The organism is Rikenella sp., from assembly GCF_056799795.1.
On the sequence record NZ_JBQIQO010000012.1, the window covers coordinates 18733 to 33362 of the forward strand.

The following is a 14630-nucleotide window of genomic DNA, read 5'->3' on the forward strand; positions in this document are numbered from 1 at the left end:
CGGTAACGGCGAATACGGTTACGGTTGGTCTGCGTCTACCCAAGAGAACAATGGAATGTTTCTGAATTTCGGCCCGACAAATTTCGATTCTTCCCACACCAACCATCGTGCTTACGGTCTTCAGTTGCGTTGCCTCTCGGAATAAACGGCGCCGGCACAAAAAAAGGCCGCCTTTCGCCCCTGTCCGGTCGAAACCGACAGCCGGGACGAAAGACAGCCCGTACGTACAAAGGCCCGCCCTACAACGTATCCTCGTACCGTTTTTCGATCACCTTCCAATCCACCAGATTCCAGAAAGCCGCCAAATAGTCCGGCCGACGATTCTGATAGTCCAGATAATAGGCGTGTTCCCAGACATCCGCCGTGAGCAGCGGAATCGCCCCGTCGCGCAACGGATTCTTCGCATTCGGCCCCTGAGTGATCGCCAGCCGTCCGTCCGCATCGACCGACAACCAGGCCCAACCCGATCCGAACAACGTCGCTCCCGCCTTGGCGAACCCTTCGCGGAAAGCCTCGAAAGAGCCGAAATCGCGGTCGATCGCCGCCCGCAGCAGACCGCTCGGTTCATGCTGCCCGTTCGGCGCCAGCTGGAAGAAAAAGAAGATATGATTCCACGCCTGTGCCGCATTGTTGTAGATCGCCCCGTCCGCCTTGCGGACAATCTCCTCCAACGTGTCGTTTTCGAGCGGCGTCCCCTCGATCAACCCATTGAGGTTGTTGATATACGCCGCCTCGTGTTTCCCCCAGTGGAATTCGAGCGTGCGCGCGCTCATGGTCGGTTCGAGCGCATTGAGCGCATACGGTAAAGCAGGAAGTTCGAATTTCATAACGAATAAAATGTTTATAGTGTGAAACGATGATTGATGTTTATTTCCCTTTTAAAGCAAACTTCGTTCCAAACCCATTCACTATATTTGTCGTATGAAGTTCGACAACCCCATCCTCAGAGCCATTCGGGCCTCCATCCTCTCTTGTGCGGTGCTTTCGGGAGTCGTTTCGTGCGGCAGGCCTTCGGGCGAAAGAGGCGGAGCGGACGACACCACCGCCTGGGCGCCGATTTATCGAAGCCGGTATGCCGAGCGGTTCGAACTGCTGGGCGACACGCTGAACAACGGCCGTTCCACACTGCTGCGAGTACGCAATCCGTGGCAGGGGGCGGAAAATACGGTGTACGATTACAGGCTGGTTCCTGACACGGCAGCCACGGTGCAGGAAGGAGAGATCCGATATCCGATCCGGTCGGCCGTCTGCATGTCCTCGACCCACGTCGCGTTTCTGGACGCGCTCGGCGAGGTCTCGGTAGTCAGGGGCGCGTCGGGGATCGACTTCATCGCCAACCCGGCGGTACATACCGGAGCCGTGAAAGAGGTGGGCTACGACACGAACCTCGACTTCGAAACCATCGTCGCGCTACGGCCCGACGTCGTCTTCATCTACGGCGTGGGGGGCGAGCACACGGCGGTGACGAAGTTGCGGCAGCTGGGGCTGCCGGTGGTCTATATCGCCGACTATCTGGAGAACGATCCGCTGGGCCGGGCGGAGTGGATCGTGCCGTTCGGTTTGCTGACCGGGAAACTGAACGAAGCGATCTTGTATTTCAACCGAATCGAGGCGCGTTACCGGGAACTGGCCACCCGGATTCCGGCGTCGGACAGTTCGGCCGTGGGGCGCCCCAAAGTGATGCTGAATGCGCCGTATCGCGACGTCTGGTACCTGCCGGGAGATCGGAGCTATATGGCCCGATTGGTGCGCGAGGCGGGAGGCGACTACCTCGGCCGGGGGACGGACAACGACGCCAGCCGGCCGGTGAGCGCCGAACACGCCTGGGTGCTGATGCAGGAGGCGGACTACTGGCTGGCGCCGGGAATGGCGCAAAACCTGGCGCAGCTGAAAGCGGACAATCATCGTTTCGCCGGGCTGCCGGTGGTGCGCGAGGGGCGAGTCTTCAACAACAATGCGCGGATCACTCCGAAGGGAGGGAGCGACTTCTGGGAATCCGGCGTCGTGCGACCGGATCGCGTGCTGGCCGACATGATCCGCATTCTCCACCCGGAACTCCTGCCGGAACACGAACTCTACTACTTCCACCGCTTGAAATAACCCCGCTCGTTCACAGGGAAAAGAATCGACCATGACCGCTACCGACGACACCCGACTGCTCGACCGCCTCCGCTCCGCCGACCCGACGGAACGCGAAGCCGCGTTCGTCGAACTGGTCGATCGGTACAGCCAGCGGATCTACTGGACGGTGCGGAAACTGGTCGTGAGCCACCACGACACCGACGACGTCGTCCAGAACGTCTTCCTGAAGGTTTGGAACGCCGTGGGCGACTTTCGGGGCGAGTCGGGACTCTTCACGTGGCTCTATCGCATTGCGGTCAACGAGTCGCTGAGCCTGCTGCGCAGCCGGCGGTCAGGGCTTTTCGCCTCCTTAGACGACGGAGGCGCGGGGTTCGACCGCATCGCGGGGAGCGAAGGGATGATCGACGGTGAGGGCATCGAACGGGCCTTGGCGCGGGCAGTCAGTCGGCTGCCGGCCAAACAACGGGCCGTCTTCACGCTGCGGTACTGGGACGAAATGCCTTACGAAGAGATGTCTGCGGTACTGGAGACATCGGTGGGCGCTTTGAAGGCTTCGTACCACCACGCGGCGGCAAAGGTCGAACGGTGGGTGCGGGAAGAGTGGTCAGGGGCGGACTTCACCCCGACTCTCGATGAGACCTCCGACTCGGGGGAATAATCGGCTCCGGGCCATAAAATAATTTCCGCCCGGGATTAAACTCCGCTCCGGGCCGAGCGTCAAAGGGACAAAGCAACGCAGAAATCGCACACATGAACACGCCTCGGAACATATCGTCGCCCACGCCTCGGCAAGGGCATCCGTATCGGGTGCCGGAGGGCTATTTTGCGGAGTTGCGGAACACGCTGCGCGAACAGGTCGCGGAAGACTCGGCTGCGGAGAGGGTTTCGGCTGTGGGGGGAAGTCGGTGGGGGCGGCTGGGACGGATGGCGGGTTTGGCGGGGGCGTTCGGCTGTCTGGTGCTTTTCGCGACCGTCGGATTCTATTTCACGGGATATCGGGCACAGCAGCGTGAGTTGTTGACACAGGAGGGACAGACGAGCGAGACGCTGTTGGGATACCGGCTCTACTCCGAAGACATCGAAGAGTTGCAGGATTACTTGTCGGATGAGGACGATGGGACGCAGCAGACGTTGCTGGCGGAGGCGGTGACCGACTATCTGGACATCTACGGATACGGCGGGGTCGATCTCGCGGATCTGCTGGAAAACGACAACGAATAATTTCAAGCTATTTTTCTGAAAATGAACCGCATACTTACACCTAACGATTCCTTTTGGAGCGTACTCTTTCGTTACGCGGGGGGATTTCTGGGGGGGCTGATTATCTTATGTGTTTCGGGAACCGGGGCGCAGGCACGGGAAACGATGCCGCAGCAGGAGCGGGCGCCTCAGGCCGATGAAATCAGAGAGCTGAAAATCGGCTTTTTCAGCGATGCGCTGCAACTCACTCCGGAGCAATCGCAACGTTTCTGGCCGGTTTACAACGAATATTGGAGCGCCCGGCGGGAGTTGGGCCGGAAACGGCATGCGGCACATCGGGCGATCCGGGAGGGGCGCGATGCGGAGCGGCAGTTCGAAATCGTACTGGGGGTTATGGATGCCGAGCGGAAATTGATGGCGGATTACATGGCGAAATTCCGTCAGATTTTGCCGGCGGACAAGGCGGTACGGGTTTTCGTGACCGATGAGGATTTCAAAAACTTCCTGATCCGGAAGGTGACGCGGAAAGCGCCGCCGGAGACGCGGAAATAGGAGTCGATCCCGCCCCGGGCTACCGCTATCCTAACGAAGGAACGTTAGGAGCCATCGGCAAAAACGGGTACAGTTGGATCTCTATGGCCAGCGGCATCTACGGCATGTTCTTGAACTTCGGTGTACCGGGAGTCGATCCCAGCGACGTGACCAGCCGCAGCTACGGTTTTCAGTTACGTTGCCTCTCAGAATAAACAGGGCCGAACCGGCAGCCTCTACTCTATTTCAAGCGGCCGACCCGACAAACACTCCTCGCCGCCCGCATATCCGGACGACGTCGTCCGACCCTCTCCCAGTTCGACCGCCACGATCCGGTTCACCGCCTCCGATCGATACGGCATCGCGACCCGGATATAATTGTCCGTAAATCCGACCATCTGTCCCTCTCGCACCGTCGACTCGAAAAGCACCGGACGAACCGAACCGACGAAACGGTCGTAAAACGCTCCGTGCAACCGAGCCGACAACTCGCCCAACCGTTCCACCCGCCGCGCGGCCTCTTGCGGCGAAACGCGATCCGGCAGCTCCGCCGCCGGCGTCCCCGGCCGCACCGAATACGGGAAAATATGGAGAAACGCCGGTCGTATCCGCTCAGCGAGAAAACGATACGCCGCCTCGAAATCCGCCTCCGTCTCGCCCGGAAAACCCACAATCACATCCACCCCGACAAACGCATCCGGCATCGCCTCGCGCACCCGGTCGATCCGTTCCGCAAACCGCGCCGTATCGTACCGCCGACGCATCATCCGCAATACCCGATCCGTCCCCGCCTGCAACGGGATATGGAAATGGGGCATAAACTTCGCGGACTGAGCGCAAAATGCGATCACTTCATCCGTCAGGAGGTTCGGCTCGATGGAGGATATCCGGTAGCGTTCGATCCCTTCGACCTCCTCCAGCGCACGGATCAAATCCAGGAAACGTTCGCCGGTCGTCCGGCCGAAATCCCCGATATTTACTCCTGTCAGCACCACCTCTTTCACTCCGCGTGCTGCGATTTCGCGAGCTTCAGTCACCAGCTCCGATACCGGGATATTGCGACTGGCGCCCCGGGCGTCCGGAATCGTGCAATACGCACACCGGTAATCGCATCCGTCCTGCACTTTCAGAAACGCCCGGGTACGGTCCCCGACGGAAAAAGCCGCAAAAAACGATCGAATCTCCTCAGCGGCGCAGGCGTGTACTTCGACCGTCCGCTCGCCTCGCCCCAAGAGTCCGGCCACCTGGTCGTAAAGCATTCCTTTCTCGTGATTTCCCGTCACGATATCCACCCCTTGAATCCGGGCCAGCTCCTGAGGCCGCAGCTGGGCATAACATCCGGTCACGGCAACGATGGCTCCGGGGTGTTCCCGTACTGCTTTCCGAACGATATTCCGGCATTTCTTCTCGGCATGTTCCGTGACCGCACAGGTATTGATCACACAGATATCGGCTCGTTCCCCCTTTCCGGCCCGCACGAAACCGCCCTCTTTGAACTGTCGGGCAATGGTTGCCGTTTCGGAAAAGTTGAGTTTGCAACCGAGGGTATAGAAAACCACTTTTCGAAGTGTATTCATATCTTTTTCAAGGGATTGACCGAAAAAATCGGTTATAGAGAGGTTTCCCGCCCCGGGCTTCCGCAGCGCCGGTTCGGGCGAACCGGCAAACGTCGGTTACGAGGGTGCTGTCTGGTCGGTTTCGACCAATGGGACGAACGGCATTTATTTGCGTTTCGTCATGGAGGCTGTCCAGCCCAGTCACTGGTACTACCGCACTTACGGTCGTCAGTTGCGTTGCCTCTCGGAATAAACGGGGGAGCACAAACTCAGCCCCAAGCACACCCCAATTCTATGGGATTCGTCCTCGGCGCGCCCCCCCGCGCCGCTATTGCGTCGCTGCGCCCGAGGACGGCGATTCTGCGAATCGCGCTACTCGCTCTCGCCCCAGTTCTCCGCCTCGTGTCAGCCTCACTGCGGCTCCGCTTTCGCTCCGCCGCTTTTTCGCGCGCCTTGGGAAATCTTGTCAAAACACGCAAGCGAGTTTTGACTATTTCCCTCTTAAGGCGTGGCGCGCGGTCGAGCTTTGATCCACTTCTATCAAACTCGCGCCTACGCGATTCAACTATATTTGGTTATCACCGAAATAGCTGAATCGCTTCTTTTGGCGGGGCGCGCGGCTTTGGCTACAGGAGGGGACTGCGCTCAGGCCGCGCGGGCCCCACGTCCCGTGGACGGGAAATGCTTACGCATTTCAACTACCAGCCTCTACCCCCGTTCTTTGTCCGCACGCAGACACCCTCTCCAAACACACGAGCCTCCGTCCACCACGCTAATAAGTGTAATAGTTGTCGATAAAGCTATTGCTCTTCTTATACTTGATGAAGTCGGACAACAGTGCGGATTTCGCCCGCAGCGAGAAAGTCCAGCTCTGGCGGAAACCGATCGGAACCCACGACAACGTAGCCTGGAAACAGTGCATGTCACGCCGGATCAGCACCGTCCCCGGCGTCAATTTCTTCATCTCGAAGTCATACCCGGCCCCGAACTCCACCGCCCACTTCTCCGTCAGGTTCACCGACCCGTTGAAACTCACCGTCTGAGACCGCGTAATCCGATTGCCCGGCCGGCTGAAACTGAAACTGTAATTGAACGAAAAACTCCACGGAATATTGAAATCATAGTACTGTGTGGCCAGCAACTGCGCCCGCCGCATCGCCGCCGCATACTGATTCTCCGTCTGGTTGAAAAATCCGCCGTTCCGATTCGGATCGTTCATCGCCGCATTGACATCGCTCAACGTACTGTTGTCCGGATTGTTGCTCGCCGCCGGCCCCGAAGAGCCGCCCGTCGTGCGCCGCGCTTTCGAACTGAACCCATAGCTGAACCCCGTATTGAACGAGGTCAGCCGCGCCAGCCCCTTGCCGTGCGCCGCCACGTAGCGATTGATCCGCCGCCCCGTTTCGTCCACCATATACGGGTCGAACGAAGCATTGATATTCAGACTCACCCCCTTGAAGAGCGTCGTCCGGGCGGTGACCGAGAAGACGCTGAGTTTCAGAGAATCGGCCAGAAAATTGTACCCCGAACTGATATTGAATGCCTCCAGAATCTTGATTTTCCGGAAGCCGCTCGTATCCCGCGCGCTGGGCACTTTCATCTCCAACGTATTCCCGATACTGAACCCCAGCGACATGCTCTCGCCGTTCCCCGGCACCCCGTACATTTCGTTGGCGAACGGCGAATAGGTCGTCGTCCCACCATGCTTGTCGCTCTGGATCGTACGATAATAGCCGTACCGCTCCTTCCCGAAGTTCGGCGCATACGAGAAGCTGACGCTCGGCGTCATCACATGCCGCAATTTAATTTTCCCTTTCCGCCCGAGCTCATACATCCCGTAAAGCCGCGTATTGGCCGACAGCGACGCCGCATAGTTGTAGACCCGATAGAACCCGTGCGTGGTATCGGTATTTTCGACCCGTTCGGTCTCCGGATTCCAGTCCTGATAAATCTTGCGGAAATACCACCGTTCGGTGTAGTTGAACCCCGGCGTCACGTTCAGGTATTTCAGGACGTTGAACGAAGCGTTTACCGGCAACTGGTGCTGGAACCCGAACCTCATCCGTTCGAACATATCCCGTTTCATGAACTCGTCCTGCTTGAAGTTCGAGACGCTGTTCGAGAAGTTGGTCTGGAACGTGAAGGCGATCTTTTCGTACCACCGCTCCTTGCCCATCACATTTTTCCGTTTGAAGGGATTGATCCGCGTGACGTTGAAGACGAAGGTCGGCAAGGTGAGCGACATGCTGCTGTCGCGCATATTCTGGCTATGGCTGGCGTTCATCGAGAACGAGAACGGTTTTCCGACCCAGTTTTTGGAGTAGGCGATCGACGAACTGGTCTGCGACGAGAGGTAGTCGTTCATGTTCGTCGCGTTGTAGCGGTTGTACTTGCTCGTGGAGTAGTTGACGCTGGCCGAGAAGGTCGAATTGGGCCGGAACTTCGGATCCTGCTGGTGCGTCCACCGGATCTGCATGTTCTGCTGATTGACGTAGTCCGCACTCCCCTTCTCGCCGAAAATGTCTTTGGCGAAATCGAACTGGAAATTCCCGTTGAACTTATACCGCCGCCGATAGCTCGACGCCGCTCCGGCCTGCCACGAGCCGAGGGTGTAGATGCCTCCGGTCAGTTTCAGGTCGACGTAATCGTTGAAAACGAAGTAGAAGCCCCCGTCGCGCAGGAAGAAACCCTTGACCACCTCCTCGCCGACCGACGGGATGATGAAGCCCGAATGCCGGGCCCCCTGCTGCGGAAAGAAGCCGAACGGCACCCCGAGCAGATAGATCGGCACGTCTTCGACCACCATATAAGCCGGCCCGAAGACCACTTTTTTCTTCGGTTCGACCGTCCCTTTGGTCATCTGGAGGTAGAAGTGCGGACACTCCGCATCGCAGGTGGTGTACCGTCCCCCTTTCATGTGCAGCACATCGTCGGGCATCTTCTTGACCAGCCCGCCGGAGATGATCCCCTCGCCCTCGCGGGTATATCCTCCCCAGATCAGTGCCTTCTTGGTGTCGATGTTATAACGCACGGAGTCGAGTTCGTAATCCGTATCCGACTGGCTGAACTTCGGCCGCACGTACTTTTCGGAGAGGGTATCGACATACCCCCACGCCGCCACGTTTTTTTCGTCCAGATTGAGTTTGATGTGTTCCGCCTCGACCTTCAGGTCGGTATATTCGACCCGCCCGTTGCCGTACATATTGAGATTCCCCGACCGCACGTCGTAGACCAACGAGTCCCGTTGTTTGAACGTGACCCGCTCCGAGAGCGTACTCCCGCGCCTCTTCCGCTCGCCGAGCGCCGCCGGCAAGGTGTCCCGCCCCGCCGCCACACTGTCCGCCACTGCCACCGTATCCGCCCGATCCGCCGCCACCGGAGGCAAGGTATCGAACAGCGAGGCGATGTCCGGCAGCGTGTCCCGTTTCACCGAATCGGCCGCCGCAGCCGACCGAACCGCAGCCTCTGTCACCGGCGTCGGAAACGCCGTAACAACCGCCCCCACCCATAGCAGAAACGCAAAAAGAGTTCGTTTTCGTAGTGCCGCGCGCAAAATTCCGATGAAAATAGGTTATTTTTGTCCTTCGTTCCCCCGCACTTCGCCGAGCCGCGAAGCGACTTGCAAAAATAACGGAATTTCGGGGAATCGCAAAGCAGTACGGCATGAAGCTCCGCACCCACCTCAGGAACGTATTTTTCCTCCTGCTCAGTATGCTGCCCCCGCTCGGCGGAGTGGCCCGCGCCGCACAGGAGGAGACCACCGGCGCCGTGCGGTGTATCGTCATCGACCCCGGACACGGCGGCAAAGACCCCGGAGCGGTCGGAAACGGACAACAGGAGAAGGCGATCAACTTAGGGATCGCTCTGAAACTCGGCCGGCTCATCGAGAAGCAGCTGCCGGACGTGCGGGTGGTCTACACGCGGCGCGACGACCGTTTCATCGCGCTGGACGAACGGAGCAAAATCGCCAAACAGGCCGACGGCGACCTCTTCGTCTCGATCCACACCAACTCCAGCCCGAACCGGAACGCGGCGGGCACCGAAACGTTCGTCATGGGGGAGGACAAGGGCAACGAGAACCTCTCGGTCGTGATGCGCGAAAACGCCGTGATCGGCCTCGAGGCGGACTACACTTCGCGGTACGAGGGCTACGACCCGAACTCCTCGGAGTCGCTGATCCTCTTCTCGCTGATGCAGTACGCCTACCGGAGCCAGAGTTTTTCGCTGGCGCAACAGATTCAGGATCAATACGTCGCCCGGGCCAAACGGCAGAACAAAGGGGTCAAACAGGCGGGATTCCTCGTCCTGTGGCGCACGCCGATGCCGAGCGTGCTGACCGAGGTGGGATTCATTTCGAACCCGGCGGAGGCTAAATATTTAGGATCTCAGGCGGGACAAGAGGAGATCGCCGCCGCGCTGTTCCGGGCAGTGAAAGCGTACAAGACACAGACCGACAGCCGGGCGTTGTCCACTCCGCCGCCAACCAGAAAAGAACCGGCTGCGGCGCCAAAAAAGCCTCAGCAACCAGCTCCGAAACCGACCCACAAACCTGCTCGGGAGACGAATCCCGACACACCGGACTTCCCGGCGAAAACACCTGCCCGGAAACCGGCTGCCGAACCGGCCCCCCGACCGGCGGAACGCCCGGTCGCAACTCCGGCGCCGACCGCCCGACCGCGGCCGACCCAACGACGGGATGTCGTCTACCGCATCCAGCTCAAAAGCGCGCTCGCCCGGATGCGGATCAGCCGCACCGAGTTCGGGCCCTATGCCGACCACATCACCGAAATGCGGATCGACGGGCGCTACAAATATTTCTACGGAAAGTGTTTTTCTTACGAAGAAGCGTTACTTTTGCAAAAAGAGGTGCGTCGCACCTTTCCGGATGCGTTTATGGTCGCATTCCGGCACGACGAGCCGATTCCGCTGGCCGAAGCCATCGGACGGTGATTCGACGTGCCGGGACTTTCTGCGTCTCCGGCCGATAGACAGAATACGATGAAAAAGAAAAAATTCTCGCGCGAGGCGCGGATCGGGATGTTCGGCATCGCCATGTTGCTGTTGCTGTATCTCGGTATCAACTACATCAAAAGCCGCGACATTTTCAGCCGCGACAATACGTATTACGCCGTGTACGACAACTCGGACGGTATCGAAGCCTCGTCGCCGGTCACGATCAAGGGATTCCGGGTGGGGACGGTCGAACAGGTGTGGTACGATGTGGAGACGGGTAAAGTCGTCACCGAATTTTCCGTCAAACGCGACTATCCCATACCGACCGACTCTAAGGCCAAGATTACCAGCGCTTCGCTGATGGGGGCCAAGGTGATCGACCTGCAACTGGGCTCCGAAAAAAGCACGCTGGCGGACGGCGACACCATTCGGTCGCTGATGGAACAGGGCATCCTGCAAATGGTCAATACCGAGTACGACCAGCTCAAGGAGATGGCGACGACGCTCGTTACGCGCATCTCGAAGGCGCTGGACGGGATCAATGCGGTACTGAGCGAGGAAAATGTAGCCAATTTGTCGGGCGTGCTGGCCCATGCCAACTCGATCAGCGGCAATCTGGACGCGATGGTGGCGGGAGATTTACGGCAGACGCTGGCCGACCTGAACCGCTTGTCGAGCCAGCTGGCCGAAGCGGCGCCGCATATGACCGATATCGTCGAACGGGTCGAAGGGATGGCCGACACGCTGAGCGTCGGACTGCCTACCTTGCTGAACGACGCGACGACGGCGGTGAAACGGCTCGACGATGCGCTCGCGGCGATCAATAACGCGGAGGGGAGCGCAGGAAAACTGATCTACGACCGGCAACTGTACGACAATCTGACCCAGGCGTCGAACGATCTGACCTTTTTGTTGCAGGACATGAAGGCTCGACCAGGACGGTATATCCACTTCTCGGTATTCGGCAGAAAGAACGACTGACCATGATCTATCCGCACGATTTCGAACAGCGCATCGGATTCGCACAGATTCGGGACACTGTTTCGCTGTTGTGTAGCACCGACACCGGACGGCAGCATGTGCGCGATGCTGCGTTCACCACCGATTTCCCGACCCTCGCCCGCATCTTGGGCGAAACCGCCGAAATGCGCGACATCCTGACCGCAGAGGGCGACTATCCGGGCGGTCATTACACCGATATCAACACCTTTCTGCGCCGGCTCCGGATCGAAAACACCTATCTGGAACCGGCGCAACTGGTCGATCTGCAACGGGCTTTGGAGCAGATCGGCCTGCTGAGCGGCTTCTTTCGGCGGGGAAACGAAGGAGGCGATGCCACCTCCCGACTCTATCCGCTGCTCGGCGAACGCACGGCGACGGTCGAAGACTTCACCCTGCTGCACCGGGAGATCGGGCGACTGATCGACCCGGAGAGCGGTCTCGTTCGCGACCACGCGTCGCCCGAGCTCGCCCGACTGCGACAGGCACAATACGAAAAAGCCTCGCAGGCGGACAAACGGCTTCAGGCTATTCTGCGACAGGCCCAGGCCGCCGGATGGGTCGAGGCGGGGAGCGAAGTATCGGTGCGCGACGGTCGCACCGTGATTCCGGTCGCTGCTGTCAATAAACGGAAAATCAAAGGGCTGGTGCACGACGAATCGGCGACCGGACGCACCGCTTATATCGAGCCCATCGAAGTCGTCGAACTCAACAACGAGCTCCGCGAGCTCGCCAACGAAGAGCGGCGCGAAATCGTGCGCATCCTGACCGCCTTCGCCGACCGGCTCCGGCCGGAACTCCCCGCTTTGCTTCGGGCCGGCGATTTGCTGACCGACCTCGACTTCATCGAAGCCAAGGCCCGGTATGCGGTACAGACCGACTCCGGACTGCCCGAACTGCGGAACGAGGCGACCATACATCTGCATCAGGCCCGCCATCCGCTGCTTGAAGCGGCCTTGAAGAGGGAGCAGAAGGCGATCGTTCCGCTCGACCTGACGCTGACCGCGGAGAAGTATATCCTCCTAATCTCGGGGCCCAACGCGGGCGGGAAGTCCGTCTGCCTGAAGACGGCGGGACTGCTGCAATACATGCTGCAATGCGGCTGGCTGGTGCCGGCGGAGAGCGACTCCCGGATGGGGATTTTTGACAGCCTCTTTATCGACATCGGCGACCAGCAGTCGCTGGACAACGACCTTTCGACCTACTCCTCGCACCTGGTGAACATGAAGACCGTGCTGCGGAGTGCCGACGAACGGTCGCTCGTGCTGATCGACGAGTTCGGTTCGGGCACCGAGCCGGGAACCGGCGGAGCGATTGCCGAAGCGGTGCTCCAGCGGCTCGAAGAGCGACACGTGCGGGGGATTATCACCACCCACTACGCCAACCTGAAGTACTACGCAGCGGGAGCGGCGGGGATCGCCAACGGCGCGATGGCGTTCGACTTGCAGAACATCCGCCCGCTGTTTCGGTTGGAGATGGGACGGCCCGGGAGTTCGTTCGCATTCGAGATCGCGCGGAAGGTGGGTTTGCCCGAAGAGATCGTTCAGGCAGCGCGGGAAAAGATCGGCGCGGCACAGGCCAATGCCGAGAAACACATCCGAGAGGCGGCGCGGGATAAGCGGTACTGGGAATCGAAACGCGAACGGATTCGGCAGGCCGAGAAAAACATAGACCGGACGGCGGCTCAATACGAGCTTCAACTGTCTGAGATCCAGACAGAGAAAGCGAAGATATTGAACGAGGCTCGCGCGGAGGCGGAACGGCTTTTAGGAGAGGCCAATCGTCGGATCGAGCGCACGATCCGCGAGATTCGCGAGTCCCAGGCCGAACGGGAGCGCACGAGAGAAGTGCGGGGAGAATTCGACGCCTTCCGCACATTGATCGCGGGGAGCGAGACGGCGGCATTGCCGACATCGGAGGCCGACGATCCGATCGCCCGGAAGATGAAACAGTTGCGCGAGCGCGAACAGCGACGAAAAGAGCGAAAGGCGCAACGTGCGGCAGCGGAGGAGACGGATGAGAGCACTGCGCCGGAGAAACCGGCCAAACCCAAAGAGATTGAAGTGGGATTTCATGTCCGGATCAAGGGACAACAGGCGGCGGGCGAGGTGCTCGCCTTGCAAGGTTCGGGAAAGGCGACGGTGGCGTTCGGACACGTAACGACCGTGGTGGACAAGAGTCGGCTGGAGATCGTCTCCCACACGGAATACAAGAAATTGCAACGGAAAAGCGGCTCCTCCTTCCCGATGGCATCCACGGCGGCGGAGAGCTATGACACGTCGAAAAAGCGGCTCAACTTCAAGCAGCAGTTGGATATCCGCGGGATGCGGGCGGCGGAGGCGTTGCAGAGCGTCGAAGCTTTTGTGGACGAGGCGATTATGCTGGGCTTCCCGCAGGTGACGATCCTGCACGGCAAGGGGACGGGGGCGCTCAAGGAGGAGGTGCGCCGCTACTTGCGGACGGTGCCGCTGGTGGTTTCGGCCACCGACGAACACGAGGAGTTCGGCGGGGCGGGGATTACCGTCGTGCGGCTCGATGTGGGATAATTTGAAACACCTGACTTACACATCCGCCCTCCGGATTTCATCGACATGGGAAAATTGTATCTGATACCGACGCCGATCGGCGAAAATGCCTCGTGGGACATCACCTTGCCGGCCGGGAACCGACGTTTGTTGGACGAGATCGGCTATTTCGTGGTGGAAAACACGCGCACGGCGCGGCGTTTTCTGGCCCGGAGCGGACTGCGGCGACCGATCGACGAGTTGGTCTTCACGGAGTTGAACGAACACACGCCGCCGGAAGCAGTGGCGCCGATGCTGGAACCGCTGCTCGAACGGGGCGAAAACATCGGCGTGATGTCGGAAGCGGGACTTCCCTGTATCGCAGACCCGGGCGCGCTGCTGGTCGCCGCGGCTCACCGGCACGGGATCGAGGTCGTACCGCTCGTCGGCCCGAACTCGATCACCCTCGCGCTGATGGCTTCGGGAGCCAACGGACAGTCGTTCGCTTTCAACGGCTACCTGCCGGTGAAGGCACCGGAACGGCAGCGTGCTATCCGCCGTTTCGAACGGCGGGCGCACGAAGAGCGTCAGACGCAAATTTTCATCGAAGCGCCGTATCGGAACCGCAAACTGTTCGACGATTTATTGGCGGTTTGCAGCGCCGAAACCCATCTTTGCGTGGCCTGCGACCTGGCGGAACCGGATCAGTACGTCCGTTCGCAACGAATCGCGGAGTGGAAAAAAAGCGGGGCGCCTCTCTTCGAAAAGCGTCCCGCCATCTTCATCCTTTTCTAATATTCGGGGC

The 14630-nt window shown here is 59.7% G+C and carries 11 protein-coding genes; 8 read left to right on the plus strand and 3 right to left on the minus strand.

The genetic code is table 11. The annotated features are described in order from the left end of the window. Positions 1–239: 239 nt before the first annotated feature. Positions 240–827: a superoxide dismutase gene (locus tag ACTO3O_RS04570; RefSeq protein WP_294592103.1), complete on the minus strand. Its 588-nt coding sequence runs from the start codon at positions 825–827 to the stop codon at positions 240–242. 94 nt (positions 828–921) lie between these two features. Between ACTO3O_RS04570 and ACTO3O_RS04575 the strand changes: the two genes are divergently transcribed. From ACTO3O_RS04575 to ACTO3O_RS04590, 4 genes are all read left to right on the plus strand, one after another. Next, positions 922–2100, plus strand: coding sequence for an ABC transporter substrate-binding protein (locus ACTO3O_RS04575; protein WP_297830296.1), 1179 nt, complete (start codon positions 922–924; stop codon positions 2098–2100). 31 nt (positions 2101–2131) lie between these two features. Beyond that, entirely contained in the window at positions 2132–2740 is a 609-nt protein-coding gene (locus ACTO3O_RS04580) for an RNA polymerase sigma factor (protein ID WP_297830294.1), read from the plus strand. Positions 2741–2832: 92 nt separating this feature from the next. Further along, the gene (locus ACTO3O_RS04585; protein ID WP_297830292.1) at positions 2833–3303 is read left to right on the plus strand and encodes a hypothetical protein; all 471 of its coding nucleotides are present in this window, start codon (positions 2833–2835) and stop codon (positions 3301–3303) included. Between the two features lie 144 nt (positions 3304–3447). Next, positions 3448–3834 carry a Spy/CpxP family protein refolding chaperone gene (locus tag ACTO3O_RS04590; RefSeq protein WP_298081067.1) on the plus strand — a complete coding sequence of 129 codons (387 nt, stop codon included), beginning with the start codon at positions 3448–3450 and terminating at the stop codon, positions 3832–3834. 215 nt (positions 3835–4049) lie between these two features. Here ACTO3O_RS04590 and mtaB read toward each other — a convergent pair whose 3' ends face one another. Beyond that, positions 4050–5390 (minus strand): tRNA (N(6)-L-threonylcarbamoyladenosine(37)-C(2))-methylthiotransferase MtaB, encoded by a 1341-nt coding sequence (gene mtaB, locus ACTO3O_RS04595; protein ID WP_297830289.1) that lies wholly within the window; start codon positions 5388–5390, stop codon positions 4050–4052. Positions 5391–6141: 751 nt separating this feature from the next. After that, entirely contained in the window at positions 6142–8799 is a 2658-nt protein-coding gene (locus ACTO3O_RS04600; RefSeq protein WP_482596511.1) for a putative LPS assembly protein LptD, read from the minus strand. A gap of 233 nt (positions 8800–9032) precedes the next feature. On the opposite strand from ACTO3O_RS04600, the gene ACTO3O_RS04605 reads away from it, so the two are divergent. Genes ACTO3O_RS04605 through ACTO3O_RS04620 form a run of 4 tightly spaced genes read left to right on the plus strand, consistent with a single transcriptional unit; the run spans position 9033 to position 14620 of the window. Continuing rightward, positions 9033–10319: an N-acetylmuramoyl-L-alanine amidase gene (locus ACTO3O_RS04605; protein WP_297830815.1), complete on the plus strand. Its 1287-nt coding sequence runs from the start codon at positions 9033–9035 to the stop codon at positions 10317–10319. A gap of 48 nt (positions 10320–10367) precedes the next feature. Further along, complete coding sequence (locus ACTO3O_RS04610) at positions 10368–11303, plus strand: MlaD family protein (RefSeq protein ID WP_294592122.1); 936 nt, start codon at positions 10368–10370, stop codon at positions 11301–11303. Between the two features lie 2 nt (positions 11304–11305). After that, positions 11306–13867: an endonuclease MutS2 gene (locus ACTO3O_RS04615; protein WP_297830817.1), complete on the plus strand. Its 2562-nt coding sequence runs from the start codon at positions 11306–11308 to the stop codon at positions 13865–13867. A gap of 45 nt (positions 13868–13912) precedes the next feature. Continuing rightward, positions 13913–14620, plus strand: coding sequence for an SAM-dependent methyltransferase (locus ACTO3O_RS04620; RefSeq protein WP_294592126.1), 708 nt, complete (start codon positions 13913–13915; stop codon positions 14618–14620). The last annotated feature ends 10 nt before the right edge of the window (positions 14621–14630 follow it).

Bases quoted from the DNA above. Each gene is read 5' to 3' on its own strand.
- ACTO3O_RS04575 (WP_297830296.1), top strand. From the start codon at position 922: ATGAAGTTCGACAACCCCATCCTCAGAGCCATTCGGGCCTCCATCCTC.
- ACTO3O_RS04615 (WP_297830817.1), top strand. From the start codon at position 11,306: ATGATCTATCCGCACGATTTCGAACAGCGCATCGGATTCGCACAGATT.
- ACTO3O_RS04570 (WP_294592103.1), bottom strand. From the start codon at position 827: ATGAAATTCGAACTTCCTGCTTTACCGTATGCGCTCAATGCGCTCGAA.
- ACTO3O_RS04605 (WP_297830815.1), top strand. From the start codon at position 9,033: ATGAAGCTCCGCACCCACCTCAGGAACGTATTTTTCCTCCTGCTCAGT.
- ACTO3O_RS04620 (WP_294592126.1), top strand. From the start codon at position 13,913: ATGGGAAAATTGTATCTGATACCGACGCCGATCGGCGAAAATGCCTCG.
- ACTO3O_RS04585 (WP_297830292.1), top strand. From the start codon at position 2,833: ATGAACACGCCTCGGAACATATCGTCGCCCACGCCTCGGCAAGGGCAT.
- mtaB (WP_297830289.1), bottom strand. From the start codon at position 5,390: ATGAATACACTTCGAAAAGTGGTTTTCTATACCCTCGGTTGCAAACTC.
- ACTO3O_RS04580 (WP_297830294.1), top strand. From the start codon at position 2,132: ATGACCGCTACCGACGACACCCGACTGCTCGACCGCCTCCGCTCCGCC.
- ACTO3O_RS04590 (WP_298081067.1), top strand. From the start codon at position 3,448: ATGCCGCAGCAGGAGCGGGCGCCTCAGGCCGATGAAATCAGAGAGCTG.
- ACTO3O_RS04610 (WP_294592122.1), top strand. From the start codon at position 10,368: ATGAAAAAGAAAAAATTCTCGCGCGAGGCGCGGATCGGGATGTTCGGC.